General features: G+C 69.3%; 16 protein-coding genes and 1 pseudogene. 10 read left to right on the top strand and 7 right to left on the bottom strand.

The features are described from left to right. Positions 1-51: 51 nt before the first annotated feature. The gene (locus tag ACY0I8_RS02485; RefSeq protein ID WP_461393446.1) at positions 52-1,410 is read right to left on the bottom strand and encodes an HlyD family secretion protein; all 1,359 of its coding nucleotides are present in this window, start codon (positions 1,408-1,410) and stop codon (positions 52-54) included. A gap of 163 nt (positions 1,411-1,573) precedes the next feature. Further along, positions 1,574-2,152, bottom strand: a complete 579-nt coding sequence (locus ACY0I8_RS02480; protein ID WP_461393445.1) for a TetR/AcrR family transcriptional regulator — start codon at positions 2,150-2,152, stop codon at positions 1,574-1,576. A 490-nt stretch (positions 2,153-2,642) separates the two neighbouring features. On the opposite strand from ACY0I8_RS02480, the gene ACY0I8_RS02475 reads away from it, so the two are divergent. Beyond that, on the top strand, positions 2,643-2,852 hold the full coding sequence (locus ACY0I8_RS02475) for a hypothetical protein (protein ID WP_461393444.1): 210 nt from the start codon (positions 2,643-2,645) through the stop codon (positions 2,850-2,852). Between the two features lie 29 nt (positions 2,853-2,881). Here the strand turns inward: ACY0I8_RS02475 and ACY0I8_RS02470 are convergent, their stop codons facing one another. Both ACY0I8_RS02470 and ACY0I8_RS02465 read right to left on the bottom strand, forming a co-directional pair. Further along, positions 2,882-3,298: an AAA-type ATPase lid domain-containing protein gene (locus ACY0I8_RS02470; RefSeq protein WP_461393462.1), complete on the bottom strand. Its 417-nt coding sequence runs from the start codon at positions 3,296-3,298 to the stop codon at positions 2,882-2,884. Between the two features lie 17 nt (positions 3,299-3,315). Further along, positions 3,316-3,435: a sigma 54-interacting transcriptional regulator gene (locus ACY0I8_RS02465; protein WP_461393443.1), complete on the bottom strand. Its 120-nt coding sequence runs from the start codon at positions 3,433-3,435 to the stop codon at positions 3,316-3,318. A 163-nt stretch (positions 3,436-3,598) separates the two neighbouring features. On the opposite strand from ACY0I8_RS02465, the gene wrbA reads away from it, so the two are divergent. The 9 genes and pseudogenes from wrbA to ACY0I8_RS02420 form a co-directional block, all read left to right on the top strand. After that, complete coding sequence (gene wrbA / locus ACY0I8_RS02460) at positions 3,599-4,225, top strand: NAD(P)H:quinone oxidoreductase (protein WP_461393442.1); 627 nt, start codon at positions 3,599-3,601, stop codon at positions 4,223-4,225. A gap of 27 nt (positions 4,226-4,252) precedes the next feature. Further along, positions 4,253-5,038 (top strand): 4,5-DOPA-extradiol-dioxygenase, encoded by a 786-nt coding sequence (gene ygiD, locus ACY0I8_RS02455; RefSeq protein WP_461393441.1) that lies wholly within the window; start codon positions 4,253-4,255, stop codon positions 5,036-5,038. Between the two features lie 69 nt (positions 5,039-5,107). Next, complete coding sequence (locus ACY0I8_RS02450; protein ID WP_461393440.1) at positions 5,108-5,677, top strand: flavodoxin family protein; 570 nt, start codon at positions 5,108-5,110, stop codon at positions 5,675-5,677. 118 nt (positions 5,678-5,795) lie between these two features. Next, entirely contained in the window at positions 5,796-6,737 is a 942-nt protein-coding gene (locus ACY0I8_RS02445) for a 2-hydroxyacid dehydrogenase (RefSeq protein WP_461393439.1), read from the top strand. 24 nt (positions 6,738-6,761) lie between these two features. Beyond that, positions 6,762-8,879, top strand: a complete 2,118-nt coding sequence (locus ACY0I8_RS02440) for an acetate--CoA ligase family protein (protein WP_461393438.1) — start codon at positions 6,762-6,764, stop codon at positions 8,877-8,879. A gap of 18 nt (positions 8,880-8,897) precedes the next feature. Then, positions 8,898-9,392, top strand: a complete 495-nt coding sequence (locus ACY0I8_RS02435) for a MarR family winged helix-turn-helix transcriptional regulator (protein WP_461393437.1) — start codon at positions 8,898-8,900, stop codon at positions 9,390-9,392. Then, positions 9,389-10,072, top strand: coding sequence for an acetate--CoA ligase family protein (locus tag ACY0I8_RS02430; protein ID WP_461393436.1), 684 nt, complete (start codon positions 9,389-9,391; stop codon positions 10,070-10,072). Before ACY0I8_RS02435 ends, ACY0I8_RS02430 begins: the two co-directional genes overlap by 4 nt. Then, a complete protein-coding gene (locus tag ACY0I8_RS02425) occupies positions 10,069-11,520 on the top strand; it encodes an acetate--CoA ligase family protein (protein WP_461393435.1) in 1,452 nt (483 codons plus the stop codon). Before ACY0I8_RS02430 ends, ACY0I8_RS02425 begins: the two co-directional genes overlap by 4 nt. A gap of 3 nt (positions 11,521-11,523) precedes the next feature. Then, positions 11,524-12,351: pseudogene (locus ACY0I8_RS02420) on the top strand (damage-control phosphatase ARMT1 family protein); the annotation flags it as partial. 96 nt (positions 12,352-12,447) lie between these two features. Here ACY0I8_RS02420 and ACY0I8_RS02415 read toward each other — a convergent pair. From ACY0I8_RS02415 to ACY0I8_RS02405, 3 genes are all read right to left on the bottom strand, one after another. Next, positions 12,448-13,365, bottom strand: a complete 918-nt coding sequence (locus tag ACY0I8_RS02415) for a TIGR01777 family oxidoreductase (RefSeq protein WP_461393434.1) — start codon at positions 13,363-13,365, stop codon at positions 12,448-12,450. A 62-nt stretch (positions 13,366-13,427) separates the two neighbouring features. Next, on the bottom strand, positions 13,428-13,802 hold the full coding sequence (locus ACY0I8_RS02410; RefSeq protein ID WP_461393433.1) for a ComEA family DNA-binding protein: 375 nt from the start codon (positions 13,800-13,802) through the stop codon (positions 13,428-13,430). Beyond that, complete coding sequence (locus ACY0I8_RS02405) at positions 13,799-15,568, bottom strand: adenine deaminase C-terminal domain-containing protein (protein WP_461393432.1); 1,770 nt, start codon at positions 15,566-15,568, stop codon at positions 13,799-13,801. Before ACY0I8_RS02405 ends, ACY0I8_RS02410 begins: the two co-directional genes overlap by 4 nt. Positions 15,569-15,757 lie beyond the last annotated feature (189 nt).

Below are 15,757 nucleotides of genomic sequence, written 5' to 3'. Positions count from 1 at the left end.
CCCCATGGGTCTCAATCCGGGGCGCCCCACAGCGCATCTTCGCCGTGGAGGTCATTGCACCCACACCCGGGGCACCGCCGAAAGACCCGGCACGAGATGGAGTTCGGAAGGAATCGTCTCGTCGAAGCAGATCTTCACCGGAACGCGCTGCACGACCTTCACATAGTTCCCCGTCGCGTTCTCCGGGGGAAGCAGGCTGAATCGCGCTCCCGTACCGGACTGGAAACTGTCCACGTGGGCCCGGAACGTCCGGTCCGGATAGGCGTCTACCCGCACGTCCACCCTTTGGCCCTCGCGCATGCGCGTGATCTGGGTTTCCTTGAAGTTCGCCACCACCCAAAGATCCCCCGGCACCACGGCAAGGAGCGCCTGGCCGCGTTGGACGAACATGCCCGGCTCGACGGCTTTTCGGGTCACCCGCCCGGCCTCCGGCGCCACGATGCGGGTGTACGACAGTTCCAACTCGGCCTTCCGCACTGCGGCGCGGGCGCTCTCCACCTCGGCTTTCGCCGCCTCCAGCCGCGCCGCGCTTTCGGCCACCTGTTGCGGGGCGCCCTTGGCCCCTTCCAGACGGCTCAGCGCCTCCTTGAACCGCGCCTCGGCCTGGTCGCGCTGGGTTCGCGCTTTGGCCAGCTCGTTTCGCGCTGTTTCCTCGGCCGCCCCCACCCGGGACACCTCGGCTCGGGCGGCGTCAGCGGCTTTCTGCGCCGCGGCCAACCGGGCCGCGGCGGCGCGCGCAGTGGAGGCGGCCTGGTCCACCTGCTGGCCCGTTGCCACCCCCCCTTCCCCCAGGGCCCGGTAGCGCTCCCAGTCCGCTTCGGCACGCCGGGCCTCGGCGGCGGCCGCCTCCACCTCCGCCTCTGCCTGCCTTTCCCGGGCCTCGGTCGATCCAAGCAGAGCCCGGACCTCGGCCACCCGACTCTCGGCCGCACGCACCGCGGCTTCGGCCGACCGGACATCCGCTCGGGCCCGGGCCACCGCCGCCTCGGCTTCCCCCAGACCCGCCCCCGAGGTGACGTCCACCAGTTCCAGCGCCTTTTCCGCAGCCCGTTCCCGGGCGAGCGCCACGCCCAGCCCGGCCCGGGCCTCTTGCAGGCGCACCTCGAAATCCGCCGGGTCCAGTTCGACCAGGAGGTCCCCGGCCCGAACCTCCTGGTTGTCGGTCACGTGGACCCTCAGCACGTGGCCGGCGACCCGCGGACTCACGAAGATCACCCGGCCTTCCAGGAAGGCGTCATCCGTGGTTTCGTAGGACTGCGCGCGAACCCAGTACCATGCCGCCGCCCCCCCGGCCCCCAAAACGAGGAGCACCAAAAGCACTCGGACAAGCCGCTTGCCGGCCGGCCGCCGGACTTGGTCGGCCGCCGAAACGCTTTCCGACGTCCCCGCCCCCTTCGCCGTTGTGTCCATGCCTCACCTCGAAAACGAAGCCCCCGCCCATCCTCTCCATCCGGCGCACCGGGCGTCCGGGAACGTTTTGGAAGGAGAGCGGAGAGTGGGGGGCAAATCGCTCTAAACTTGTGCAATATCCGCTCGTTACGAGCGGCAGGACACGTCGTCTGCGGCCTGCCGCTCACGCCCTCGCGGCGAGGCTTCGCCGACAAAACGCCGCCACCTCCGCCTCGAGGGGCGGCGGTTCCAGGGGCCCGAGAAGCCGGTGCCGGCTGATCCCATACAGCAGTCCGCGCAGGATGAACGCGGTCTCCTCCGACGGCACGTCTCGGATCGATCCGTCCTCCCGGCCCCGCTCGATGCACCGCCGGAACAGCCCCACCATGCGGGAGAAACGGTTTTTGAACTCCTTCGCGAACGGCGTGTCGGTCCGCAGAAACGAGTAGGGAACGTCTCGCAAAACCACCCGAAACTCTCTCGTCCTTTCCCGGGTGAAGCGAAAGTGGAAGCGGATCAACTTCTCCACCCCTTCCATCCCGGAGGCCGCGTTCCTCACTTCCTCTTCCCCCCCTCGGATGTAATCATCCAGCATCTCCAGAAGGATCTCTCGGAGCACCCCTTCCTTACTTTTGAAATGATGGAAGATGGTTCCCTCGGCCACCCCCGCCCGTTTCGCAATTTCCGACGTTGGGGTCGACCCGTACCCTCTTTCGGCGAAAAGCTCGATCGCCGCTCGCAAGATGGCCTGCCTGCGGTTCATCACAAACGTCTCCAAAGCTTCCAAAGGGGCGGATCAGGGCGTGCAGGATCTCCGCGTGCGGGCACGGCGGGATGCGGGGAAACGCACGACGGTGGCATTGAGTGAGGACTCAGTCGAAAAACTAACACGGCGATCCCAACAGGTCAACTCGCCATGGACCTGTCCCCAGGTGAACTTGGCCCGCTTTCATAAGCATCGTAGGAGGCGATCGCCCTGGGCGAGGCGGCCCGCGTCCTCTCATACCGAGTCGCGTTCAAAGCTATTTGGCCGTCTGCCTGGAGGGGCAAGGGGCCTGTCGGAGAGCCGGGCGCGGCTCCCTAGCTCGCCGCGCCCCGCCTCTGACGCTCGGACCGCGAAAGGGTTCGGATTCTGCCGCACTGCCATGAAACCAGCTCTTCGGTCCTGTGCCGGCGCGGCGAATCTCAATGTCCGGCTTCGCGCCCGGCCGGAGGCAGGTTCCTTGCCCCTCCCCCGGAACCCTATGCGATGGATGGCAACTTGGTATCACCCGGGGGTGGCCCGCGTGGTGGAGTTCAAGAAGGGACCGATGCCCCATGGCCCTCCACCGTCGATCCGGCTGGCGCCGGAGGACCTGGCTCGGCTGGAGCGGCCGATGGGATTCTCCGAGCCCCAGGTCACGGATCTCGGGGCCGACGCCTACCTGGCGCTGTTCGAGCGGGCCGGAGGGTTGAAGGGGTAGACGCTGGCATCAAGGGGGTTGAGTTTTCATCAGGATGGCCGGGCAAGGTCCAGGCGTTTCATCTTGGAGATCAGGGTGGTGGGCTTCATGCCGAGGCGTTCCGCGGCTCCCCGGGGACCGTAGATCTTCCAGTTGCTGGCCTCGAGGGTACGAAGGAGAAGTTCCCGTTCCAATCGCTTGAGGTCCTCCAGGGTGCGAACCGCCGGGAGGTGCTCTGGAGCCGGGGCGCGAGGTTCGGGCGGGGCAGGGGCCAAAGGGAGGTCCAGCACCAGGCGCCCGCCGCGCGCGAGGATCACTCCCCGTTCGAGCACGTTCTGGAGCTCGCGCACGTTCCCGGGCCACGGGTAGGCGCGCAACCGTTCCAGATCCTCCGCGGTGTATCGGGGCACGGGAACACCCTGGCGCTTCCCGGCCCGCTTGAGAAGGTGGGGAACGAGGACTTCGATGTCCTCGAGTCGCTCCCTCAGGGGGGCAGAGCGATGGGGAACACATTGAGCCGGTAGTAGAGGTCTTCGCGGAACCGACCCGACGCGACCGCTGCGGCGAGATCCCGGTTCGTGGCCGCCACGATCCGGACGTCCACGGTGAAACGGGTAGCGACCCGAGCCTCCAACTAGGGCTTGGCCCGGGGGGGGCCTCCCCCGGGCGCCCTTCTTGACAACAACCGCGGCGGCGGTATGTTCGCGTCCCCGCAAGGACAGGCCTCGGATACTGCGGAGTCCAAGAATCGAAAGGAGACGACGCAAATGAAGATCCAGGTGATTTTCTACAGCATGTACGGTCATGTGTACCGGTTGGCCGAGGCGGTGGCCGAAGGCGCCCGCCAGGTGGAAGGGGCCGAGGTGACGTTGTACCAGGTGCCCGAACTGGTGCCCGACGAGGTGCTCGAGGCCTCGGGGGCCAAGGCGGCCCGGCAGGCCTTTGCCCACATCCCCGTGGCCGAACCCGAGCAACTGGCCGAGGCGGACGCAATCCTGTTCGGCACGCCCACCCGGTTCGGCAACATGTGCGCGCAGATGCGGAACTTCCTCGACCAGACCGGCCCGCTGTGGATGCGGGGCGCCCTGGTGGGGAAGGTGGGCAGCGTGTTCGCCTCCACGGCCACCCAGCACGGGGGCCAGGAGACCACGATCACGAGCTTCCACACCACGCTGCTCCACCACGGCATGATCGTGGTGGGCGTGCCCTACGCCGAGCAGCGCCTCCTGGAGATGGGGGAGATCACCGGCGGCACCCCCTACGGGGCCACCACGCTGGCGAATGCGGACGGCTCGCGCCAACCTACCGAGAACGAGCTGGCTATCGCGCGGTTCCAGGGCCGGCACGTGGCCGAGATCACCCGGGCCCTCGTCCGGGGCCGCGGGGCGTCGTAGCGCGGGCTCACGCAAAGGCGTGTAGACGTGCTCCAGCCCGCCCTGTTCGTGGGGCACGGAAGCCCCATGAACGCGCTCCTCGAGAACGAGTATGCGCGAAGCCTCCGGGAGTTGGGTCGCACACTGCCCCGCCCCAAGGCCGTGGCGGTGGTATCAGCGCACTGGATGACCCGGGGCACCCGGGTTTCTTGCCAGCCCTCGCTGCGGCAGATCCATGACTTCTACGGGTTCCCGGCGGAACTCTACTCCATCCGGTACCGGCCGCCCGCCGCCCCCGGGGTGGCGCGGCGCGCCGTGGGGTTGCTGAGAGAGGTCGCCCCGGACGTTTCCTGCGACGACGGGTGGGGGCTGGACCACGCGGGGTGGACCGTTCTGTTGCGGCTGTTCCCAGGGGCCGACGTTCCGGTGTTCGTGATCAGCGTCGACGTGGAGGCCCCGGCGCCGAAGCACCTGGCCCTCGCCCGGACCCTTCTGCCACTCAGGGAGGAGGGGGTCCTGGTCCTCGGAAGCGGGAACGTGGTGCACAACCTGTGGGAGGCCGACCTCGGGAACATGAACGCGCCTCCCGATCCGAGGGGCGTGGCGTTCGACCGGAAGGTGGCAAGGGCCGTGGAAGACGGCGACCTGACGGCCCTGGCGAACTACGGGGATTGGGGGGAGGAGGCCCGGTTCAGCGTACCGACCCCGGACCACTACCTTCCGCTCCTGTGGGTGGCTGCGCTTCGGCCCCCGGGGGATCGGGTGACGTTTCCCTACGAAGGATTCCAGAACCGGGCGGTCTCCATGCGGGCCGTGAGGGTGGGAAGCCCGTGAGAATCCATGATTCCACGGTCGCGCTGAACCTCGGATCTTTCGACCCGCAACAACGAATGGAGAAAATCCATGAACGTGATCGCATTTTGTGGCAGTGCGCGCCCCGAAGGGAACACGGAAGCGCTCGCGAGCGCCGTGTTGGATGGGGCACGGGAAAAAGGGGCGGGCATCCGCTTGGTGCGGATCGCCGACCTGGATCTTCGGCCGTGCCAGGGGTGCGGCGCCTGCCGCCCCGAAGGGAACTGCGTGCTGCGCGACGGCATGGATGAGGCGGCCTCGTCGATCCTGGCTGCCGACGCCGTGGTGTTCGCCTCACCGGTGTACATGTGGCAGGTGCCGGGCCCGGCCAAGACCTTCATCGACCGAATGTGCCGGTTCCTCACCCCGGAACTGACCTCCCGGATTCCTGCGGGCAAGCGGATCGGCTTTGCGTACACCCAGGGGAACCCCGACCCCGACGCCTTCGCCGCCTACTTCGACTACCTGGAGCGGATGTTCGGGTTCCTGGGGTTCGCCCCCGCCGGCCGGGTTCTCGCCACAGCCACCCGGGAGAAAGGCGACGTGCTTCGCCAGTCGCAGCCCTTGGCAAGGGCGCGGGAACTGGGCGCTCGCCTGGTGGCTGCGGCCCCGGAGGGGTAGTCGCCCGGGAGAGACGAGGTTCTTGCGCCGCAGGGCAAGTTTTCTGTTGACAGAAAGTTTGCATGCGGAATATACACACGGAAACATCGCGCATCGAAACCAACACGAAGACACTCCCATGCGGATCCTTTTCTGCGACACCTCCTTTCCGGCGGCCCGGGCCACCCTGGGCCGGTATCTGCCAGATGACGAGATCGTCTGCTGCCCCCAGTCGGAACTGGCCGACCACATCGGCGCGGCCGAGGTGGCGATCCCCCTCATGGCGCGCCTGGACGCCGAACTCCTGGAAAACGCGGGGCGGCTCCGGCTAATCCACCAGTTCGGGGTGGGCCTGGAAGGCGTGGACATCGAGGCTGCGCGGCGCCGGGGCATCGCCGTGGCCAACGTGCCGAGTGGCGATACGGGCAACTCGGTGTCGGTGGCCGAATGGGTCCTGTTCCTGATGCTGGCTCTGGCCCGGGACTTCCCCAGCGCCGCGAGCGCCGTGAGGGAACGCCGCCTCGGCGTGCCCGTGGGCACGGTGCTCTTCGGCAAGCGCGCTGGCGTCGTGGGGTTGGGTAACCTGGGCCGGGCCATCTCCGCACGGCTCAAGGCGCTGGGAATGGAAGTCTGGGCCGTGCGCAGGACCCCGGCGCCCACCCCGCCCGAGGATCTGGACTTCCTGGGCGGGCCCGGGGACCTGGGGGCCCTGCTGGAGGCGGTGGACTTCCTGATCCTCGCCGTGCCCCTCACCCCGCAGACCCGGGGGCTCATCGGACGGCGCGAACTCGCGCGGATGAAGCCCACCGCGTTCCTGATCAACGTTTCCCGGGGACCGGTGGTGGACTACGACGCACTGCTCGAAGCGCTGGAGAATCGCCGCATCGCCGGTGCGGGGCTCGACGTGTTCTGGACCGAGCCACCCGATCCCGAGGATCCCCTGTTCCGCCACAACGTGATCGCCTCGCCCCACATCGCGGGGGTCACGGACTTCTCCTACGACCTGATCGCCAAGGCGGTGGCGGACAACGTGGAGCGGCTGCGCAGCGGCCGTCCCCTCCGGCACCTAGCCTGGTCGTAGAGGGGGTCAGGGAAAGGGCCGAGCATGCGCACCCTGTTCTACCCCCGAAGCGTCGTGATCGTCGGCGTGTCCGACGCCCCCCACAATCTGGGCCGCACCATCGTGGAGAACCTGGAGCGGTTCTCGTTTCCGGGCCGGGTCCACCTGGTGGGCCGCAACGGCGGCCGGCTCGGCGGCCGTCCGATCCACCGGACCCTCGAGGAGGTTCCCGACACGCCGGACCTGGCGGTCATCCTGATCCCGGCCCCGTACGTGCCAGACGCGCTGGAGGTGTGCGGACGACTAGGCATCCGGCGGGTGGTCATCGAGTCGGGCGGGTTTGGCGAGTACGCGGAGGAGCGGCGAGAGGACGAGCGCCGGCTCCTCGACATCGCCGAGCGGTACGGGATCCGGTTCGTCGGTCCCAACTGCATCAGCATCGTGAACCTGGACAACGGGCTGGTCCTTCCGTTCATGGCCATGGACCCGGCCGCGATCCGCAAGGGCCCCGTTTCCCTGATCTCCCAGAGCGGGGGGGTCGTGTTCGGGGGGATCAAGCTGTTCTCGTGCGAGAACCTCGGGGTGAACAAGCTCATCAGCATGGGCAACAAGCTCGACCTGGACGAGAATGACTACCTGGAGTACCTCATCCGCGACCCGGGGACCCGGATCATCGCCCTCTACCTGGAGAGCATCACCGACGGGCGACGGCTGATGAATCTTGCGGCCTCCACGGACAAGCCCATCGTAGTGCTCAAGGCCAATACCGCCCCGACCAGCCACGAGATCGCCCGGTTCCACACGGCGGCCCTGGCCGGCGACGAAACGGTGTGCGACGCCGCACTGGCCCAGGCCGGGATGCACCGGGTGCACAGCCTTTCGGAGTTGGCCGCCCTTCTGAAGGGGTTCCAGCTTCCCCCCATGGCCGGCCCCAACCTGGCGGTGATCGGCCGGTCCGGGGGGCAGATCGTGATGGCGGCGGACGCGGCCGCCGCCAACGGGTTTCGCCTGGTTCGCTTTCCCGACTCCCTCCTGGAGAAGATCCGCAGCCGGGTCCGGGCCGGCGTCATCCGGCTCACGAATCCCCTGGACCTGGGCGACGTGTTTGACCTGGGGTTTTACGCCGACGTGGTGGAAGCGGCCCTGGCCCAACCCGAGGTGCACGGCGTGCTGCTGCAGCACCTCCACAGCCGGGGGAAAGAGACCGAGGCCACCCTGGAACTCCTCCGGGCCGTGCGGGACCTCTCCTCGAGATACGAAAAACCCGTGGCCGTGTGCTTCATGACGGAACGGGACGAGTGGTTCACCGTGAAGACGGCCACCGACTTCCCGCTCTTTCTGGAGCCGGCTGAAGCCCTCCGGGCCCTTGCGGCCTCGCGCCGACACGCGCAAAACACCAGAAAACCGGTGCCCCTCACGGTCACCGGCCCGAGGTCTCCGGCTGGCACGGGCCGTGTGGCAGAGGCGGAAGAGACGTTTGCGCGTTTGGCGGCGGCCGGCTTGCGCGTTCCCCCATACGCCTTTGCCGGGAGTGCGGACAAGGCGCTGCAAGCGGCAGACCGGTTGGGCTACCCCGTGGCGCTCAAGATCGCGTCCGCCGAGATCGTGCACAAAACCGAGGCCGGCGGCGTGCGGGTGGGCGTGCGGGGCCGCCGGGAACTGGAACGGGCGCTGGAGGACATGAAGGCCCGGTTCGGGCCGCTCCTTACGGACGGCCGGGCCGTCTTCCTCGTGCAGCGGATGGCCCCATCGGGGGTGGAGGTGCTCCTCGGAACGAAGCACGACCCCGAGTTCGGGCCCGTGGTGCTGTTCGGCATGGGTGGTGTGTTCGTGGAGGTGTACCGGGACGTGGCGGTGCGGGTGGCCCCCGTGTCTGAGTCCGAGGCCGCCGAGATGATCGCCGAGGTCCGCGGGAGCCTTCTTCTGGAAGGATTCCGGGGCCACCCAAGAGCCGACGTGGCCGCCCTGGCCCGAACGATCGCCGCGTTCTCCCGGATCCCGATCGGGACCCCCGACATTGTGGAACTGGAGATCAACCCCCTGCTCGTCCTGGAAGAGGGCCGGGGTTGCGTGGCCGTGGACGCCCGCATGAGGGTGCGAACGCCGGAACCGTCGACCCGCGCGGACGTGCGCCCTGCCCCACCGGCCGCGCTTGGGGCCTGAGCCCCGGGAGCAGACGCCATGCTGTTTCGAGAGTGTCTGTGTTTCGCCTTGGGGAAGGTGTCCCGGGCCATGGCCCGGGTCTACCGGGAGAGGCTGGAGCCCTACGGCCTGACTCAGCCCCAGTTCTTCCTCCTGATCGCCCTGTACGAAGAGGACGACATCCCCATCTCGCGGCTCGGGGCCAAGGCGGCTTTGGACAAGTCCAGCCTCACCGGCATCCTCGACCGCTTGGAGCGGGATGGCTTCGTGGTGCGGGCAGCGAGCCCTGACGACCGCCGGGCGATCCACGTGCGACTCACCCCGAAGGCCCGGGCGTTGGAAGGGGATCTGAGGCGCATCTACGAAGAAACGAACCGGGCATTCCTCTCCCGGCTCACGGACGAGGAACGGGCCGTTGTGGACCGGGTGGTGGCGAAACTCGAGGGAGAGGATCCAGGGGCAACGTGCGCGGGATGGGACACGGAGCGCGCGACGACCGACGCCGGTGGCGCCTGCGAAGGAGAGTCGGGATGAACGGGGTCGAAAGGGCCGCACGGGAGGGGCGTACCGTGCTCTCCGAGCACGAGGCCAAGCGCCTCTTGGCAGCGTACGGGATCCCCGTCACCCGGGAGATCCTCGTGGGACGGCGCGAGGATCTTCCCGGAGCAGCCCGGGAGGTCGGGTATCCCGTGGTCTTGAAAGCATGTTCCCCAGAGATCGCCCACAAAACCGAAAAGGACCTGATCCGTCTAGACATCCGAAGCGACGAGGAACTCCTGGGCGCCTACGACGCGGTGCGGGCGCGCATGGAAGGCGCCCGACCGACCGTTCTGGTCCAGGAAATGGTGAAGGGCCCCAGGGAACTCGCGATCGGCATGATCCGGGATCCCCAGTTCGGGCCGTGCGTCATGTTCGGGCTGGGGGGCATCTTCACCGAGATCCTGAGGGATGTCTCTTTCCGGATGGCGCCGATCGGAACCGAGGATGCCCTGGAGATGATGCATGAGATTCGGGGGCACAGGATCCTCGAAGCGGTCCGGGGCATGGAGTCGGCCGACCTGGACCGGCTGGGCGAGATCCTCGTCCAAGTGGGCCGGATCGGGCTCGAGCACGAGTCCATCCGGGAAATCGATATCAACCCGGTGATCCTGTGCGGCGCCCGGCCCGTCGCGGTGGATGCTCTGGTGGTGCTCAAACGGAAGGACGAGGCGTGAACCGCGGGCTACGAGCCTTGCTGTCCCCCCGCAGCGTGGCGGTCGTTGGGGCCACCCCCGACCCGGGCAAGCTGGGGTACAGCGTGTGTGAAAACCTTCTTCAGGGTGGCTTTCCGGGCGAGGTGTACCCGGTGAATCCCCGGCATCGAGAAATCATGGGCCGGCGGGCGTACCGGTCGCTGGAGGACATTGGGCGGCCTGTGGACCTGGTGCTGAGCGCCGTGGGCGCACGGGCCACGATCGATCTGGTGGAGAGGTGCGGCCGGGCAGGGGTTCGCGCTGTTGTGGCTTTTGCCGCCGGGTTTCGGGAGGTCGGCGGGACCGGGCAGCGGCCCGAGGAGGAACTCGGCGCCGCGGCGGACCGGGCGGGGGTGTGCCTCCTGGGACCCAACACCCCGGGTCTGATCCACGCCGGGCTTTCCCTGAACGCGACCTTCTTTCCGTTCCGGGTCGAGCCGGGTCCGGTGGCGGTGATCACCCAGAGTGGCGGTGTGGGCGGGGCCATCTACCGGAAGCTCCTGGAGGAGGGAACGGGCATCGCCTACTGGATCGGCGTGGGAAACCGCACGCGCACCGACTTCGCCGACCTCGTGCCCGCTGTGAGCGAGAACCCTGCCGTACGCGTGGTGGCCCTGTACCTGGAGGGGACGGAGCGGGGCCGCGACCTGATCGCCGCCCTTCGGGCTGCGTCGTGCCGTAAGCCCGTGGTGGTGCTCAAGGGCGGGCGCGGGGAAGGCGCCGACTCCCTCACCCTGGGCCACACCGGGAGCCTGGCAGGAGCCGGGCCTGTGGTGCAGGGCGTGTTGCGGCAAGCCCGGGCGATCCAAGTGGGCACCGCCACCGAACTCGCCTGCGCCTGCAAGGCGCTTGCCCTGTGCCCGGCCCCGCCCGGTGGTCGGGTCGGGATCCTCACCCCCTCGGGGGGCGGGAGCATCGTGATCCACGACATCCTGGCCGAATGGGGAACGCCCCTAGCCGATCTATCGGACAACACCCGGCAGAGGCTCCGGGATTCGATTGGCAATGTGTCAGCGGTGATCTTGAAAAATCCACTAGACCTCACCACCTCTGGGTTCGACGCGGGGCTGTACGGCCGGGTCGCACGGCGCATGGCAGAAGCGCCGGAGGTGGACATCCTCCTGGCCGTGTTCCCGATCCACAAGGACTTCCCGCCGCCCGACGAGCATCTGGTCGAGATCCGGCGGAACACGGGAAAGCCGGTGGTGGTCTACTGGATCGCCATCGACCGCCTGGCCCAAGAGGAAGATACCCGACGCCGCGCCCTGGAGGCCCAAGGGGTGCCCGTGTTCCTCCTGCCCGAGGAGGCCGCGTGGGCCGTGCGGAGCCTGTCCCTCCGAGGTGGATGGCGAACCGGGCGGGTGAGTCGGCGGGACACAAGGCTGTCTGCTAGACCCCCCGTGAACCTTCTGGGGGAAACCGGAGAGTAGGACATGCGCACCGAACCGGAATGTTTGGCGTGCATTCGACGCGTGGCACTTTCGGCGGCCCGGAACGCTGCGGGGCCGGATGCCCGGGCCCAGACGATCCTCGCAACCGAGGTTTCGAACCTTCCCGTGTGGGGCGAACTCCCAGACCACCGCACCCCGCCGGAAGCGCTGGAGACGGTCCTCACCTGGCTTCGCGACCGCACGGGGGTGTGGGACCCGTTCCGGGAATCCAAGCGCCACGAGATGGAGGGGGCGAAGCGCGCCCTCCCCAAGGTGGAGGAGACGCTTCGCCGGTCCGCCAGCCCCTTCGAGACCCTGCTGCGGATCTGGTGCATCGGAAACGCGCTGGATCGGATGGTGCACCCGAACGGCACCCCCGACGTGGAAAAGGAGATCAGGGAAAAGCTGGAGCACCCGGTGCAGGGCGGGGGGATGGACGAGGCGATACGGCTATTCGAAGGAGCCACACGGATCGTCTGCCTGGCGGACAACGCCGGGGAAGCCGTTCTGGATCGCGTGGCGATTTCGACCCTCCGGGATCTGACCGGTGCGGAGGTCACCTATGTGGTCCGGAGCGAACCGGCCCTGAACGACGTCACCGAAACGGAGGCCAGGTGGGTCGGGCTCGATGGGGTGGCCGCGGTGGTCCCCAACGGGATCCGGGGCCCCCTGCCCGGAACCATTGTTCGCCGGTGCTCGCCGGACGTACGCGAACGCATCCGCGAGGCAGACTTAGTGGTTGCCAAGGGCGGCGGAAACCTCGACACCGTGGACGAATACGGCTGCCTTGGACGACCGACGGTTTTCCTGTTCCAGGCGAAATGCGCCGTGCACGAAAGGCGGCTCAATCTGACCCCGGGGTACCCGACCGTTCTGGTCCGCCGGGCCCCCCAACTGCCCCCGCACGGTGACCCGGCGCCCGGCCGCCTAGCCGCCGAGCCGCCGAGCCAAGATGTCTTGCAGGGCCCCCTCCAGGTCCGGGTACCGGAACTCGAACCCGGCCTCCAGGAGCCTTCGGGGCACCATGCGCTGGCTCGCGAGCAGGGTGCTCCCGAACTCTCCCAGCACGAGCTTCACCGCGAACGCCGGGGCCGGGGTGAACGCCGGCCGGCCCAGCACCCGCCCGAGGGTGCGGGCGAGATCGATCTGCCGCACGGGGTTGGGGCTGCACAGGTTGAACACCCCCTCCAAGTCGGGCCGTTCCAGGAGGAACCGGATGGCCCGGCACAGGTCCTCGAGGTGGATCCACGAAAACCACTGCCGGCCCGAGCCCACCGGACCGCCCAGGAACCGCTTGGTCATCTTGGCGAGCTCGGCGAGCGCCCCGCCCCCGGGGCCCAGCACGATGCCGAACCGGGGGATCACCACCCGGGCGCCCTTCTCCCGGGCCCTTAGGGCCTCGGCCTCCCAGTCCCGGGCCACCTTCGCGAGGAAGTCGTTCCCGAGCGGGGCGTCTTCGTCGAGCTCCCGCTCCCCCGCGTCCCCGTAGATCCCCACGGCCGAGGTGCTGACCAGGGTGAACCCATTGGCCTCCTGGGGGATCGCGTCCACCAGGTTCCGGGTGGTCCGGACGCGGCTTTCCCGGATCATCACCTTTTTCTCGGGGGTCCATTTGCCCACGATCGGCGCCCCGGCCAGGTTCACGGCGGCGTCGCACCCGGCCACCGGTTTCCACCACGGACCCCACTCCATGGGGTTTCCCGTGACGAGCTGGTCGCAGGCGGGCACCGCCCCGGTCTTCTCCGACGGGCGCACGAGGAGCACGGCCTCATGCCCGGTCTCCCGCAGGAACGGCACGAGCCGGCTCCCCACGAACCCTGTGGCTCCGGTGAAAAAGATGCGCATGGGAGACTCCCTCCGGCGGTTTGCGGTCTACGGTCTACGGTCGGCGGTCCACGGTCGCCGGTCTACGGTCTGCGGTCCGCGGTCGGCGGCGACGCGGCGAGAAACGGCCGCAGGCGCTCCAGGGTCTTGGGGCCGATGCCCGGGACGGCGGTGAGTTCGTCCACGGTGCGAAACCCTCCCCTTCGCTCCCGCTCGGCCACGATGGCCTCGGCCCGGGCCGGGCCGATCCCCGGCAGGGCCGCGAGATCCACGGCCGTGGCCCGGTTGAGATCCACGGGTTCGCCCACGAGGAGCCGCTCCCACTCGGCCCGGGGCGTAAGCGGCGGGAACTCGGCCGGGGGCGGCCGCAGCACCGAGAGCCCCACCCCGAGCCAGGCCACCCCGGCCAGGAGCAGCACGCCGATGGGCCAGCGGCTCTCCCGGGCCTGCCCGGTCACCCTCTCCCCTCCTCCGCCGGCAGGAGCACCTCGTCGGTCTTGATCCGGATCCAGCCCCGCCGGGTGAGCCGAAGATCGGGCAGAAAATCGCACGACAGGAACAGAAGCGTGTAGTTGGGGTCGGAATGGGCGTAGCCTCCGGCCTCCATCGCGGCCTGGAAGGCCGAGGCCGCTTCGGCTGCCCCCTCGAAGGGGCCCGGCATCTGGATCCCAGCCAGGGGAAACGGAAACTCCCGGGCCCCCTCCCCGTCCCCGATCACGGCGATCCCCCCGCCCATGGCCCGGACCCGCCCGAGGGCCTCGGCCATGGCCTCCGGGTCCCGGCCGGCCACGAGGATGCCGGCGTTGGTGGTGTAGGTGCTGGCCACAGCCCGGAGCCCGTCCCCCAGGCCCAGCACCACCCCCCGGCCGATCCAGGCCCCCGTGCGGTCGGTGAGGGCGAGCACGTGGGCCTCCGGGTGCGCGGGCCACAGGCCCGGGCCCCGGGGCTCCAGCGCCACCGGCTCCTCCCGGGTGATGACCGCGTTCGCAAGCCGGCCGGCCGGAAAGGGGTTTGGCGCGTGGGGGGGCAACACGAACCGCTCGGGCCCCCAGGCCGGCACGGGGGGCTCCCCTCCCCGGTACGCCTCGGCCCAGGGGAACGACGCGCTCGGGGCCGGCACCACGAGCCGCCCCTCCCGGGCCGCAACCCGGCCGGCCACCACCACGGCCACCGGGGTGGGATCGCGAAGGTCGGTGAGGAGATTGAGGTCGGCAAGCCGCCCCGGCGCCACGGCCCCCAGGTCCTGGTCGAGCCCCAGGAACGCGGCGGCGTTTCGGGTGGCCAGGGCGTAGGCCGTGTGCTCCGGCACCCCGGCTCCGAGGGCGATCCGGATCAGGTGGTCGGTGAGGCCCTTTCTGACGATCTGGTGCGCCTTGGCCCCGTCGGTGGTGAGGGTGAGCCGGTCGTGGAAGGCGGTGCGGCCGAGCACGGGCAGAAGCGCCTCCAGGTCCTCCCGCAGGCTCGAGTGCCGGAGCAGAACCCAGAGGCCCTGCCGGAGCCGTTCGAGCGCCTCGTCGGCCGTGATGGCCTCGTGGCACGACCGGATCCCGGTGGCCGCGAGGGCCGGAAGCCGGCGGGCGCTCGCCCCGGCGGTGTGCCCGTCGGCGAACCGGCCCCGGGCCCGGGCGTCCTCGATGCGCCCGAGGAGCCGGGGCGCCCGGTCGGGCCGCAGAAAATCGGTCCACCGGGTCATCTCGCCGGTGCACAGCACCTCGGGCCGCTCGAGGAGCCGCCGGAGCGGTTCTTCTCCAAACACCTCGGCCTCCTCAGGGAACCAGGACTGGCTCGCGATCCGGGCCACCCAGAACACCCGGCCTAGGGCGGCCCGGCTGAGCGCCCCGGCCAACTCGGCGAACCGGTCCGGCCCCAGGGCCAGGTAGAGGAGCAGGTTGTCGTAGACGAGGCAGGTGGTCCCCCGGCATACGGCGGCCTCGGCCAGGGCCAGGGGGTTGTGGAACGGCCAGGGGTGGGTGTGGGGCTCGATGTAGCCGGGCACGACGACGAGGCCCCGGGCGTCCAGGACCGCCGTCCCCTCCCCCACCGGACCGTCCCAGGGCCCGACCCGGGCGATCCGGTCGCCGCACACGGCCACGTCGGCCGCGGCCACCTCGCCGGTGAACGCGTTCCACACCCGACCGCCCCGCACCAGGAGGTCCGGGGCCTCGAGTCCCTGGGCCACCCGCACGAGGCGCCACCGAAGGTCAGGACTGCACGGGATCGCCAAGCACGCCTCCTTTCCTTTGGCTGGGCGGCGCAACAGCCGCAAATTGTGAAGTCGTGGATCGTGAATCGGTGTAACGTGCGAACGCTGGGACGTGCGGACGCGGGGACGGGTCCACTGCCGCAGGTCGTTCGTCGTTTGTCGTTCGTCGAGAGAACAGCCGTCAACCACCGCAAGTCGTTCGTTACCGCT

It is taken from the genome of Deferrisoma sp. (assembly GCF_054681715.1).
Note: the sequence above shows the minus strand (reverse complement) of the source record. Positions and strands in the feature narration are given on the sequence as shown.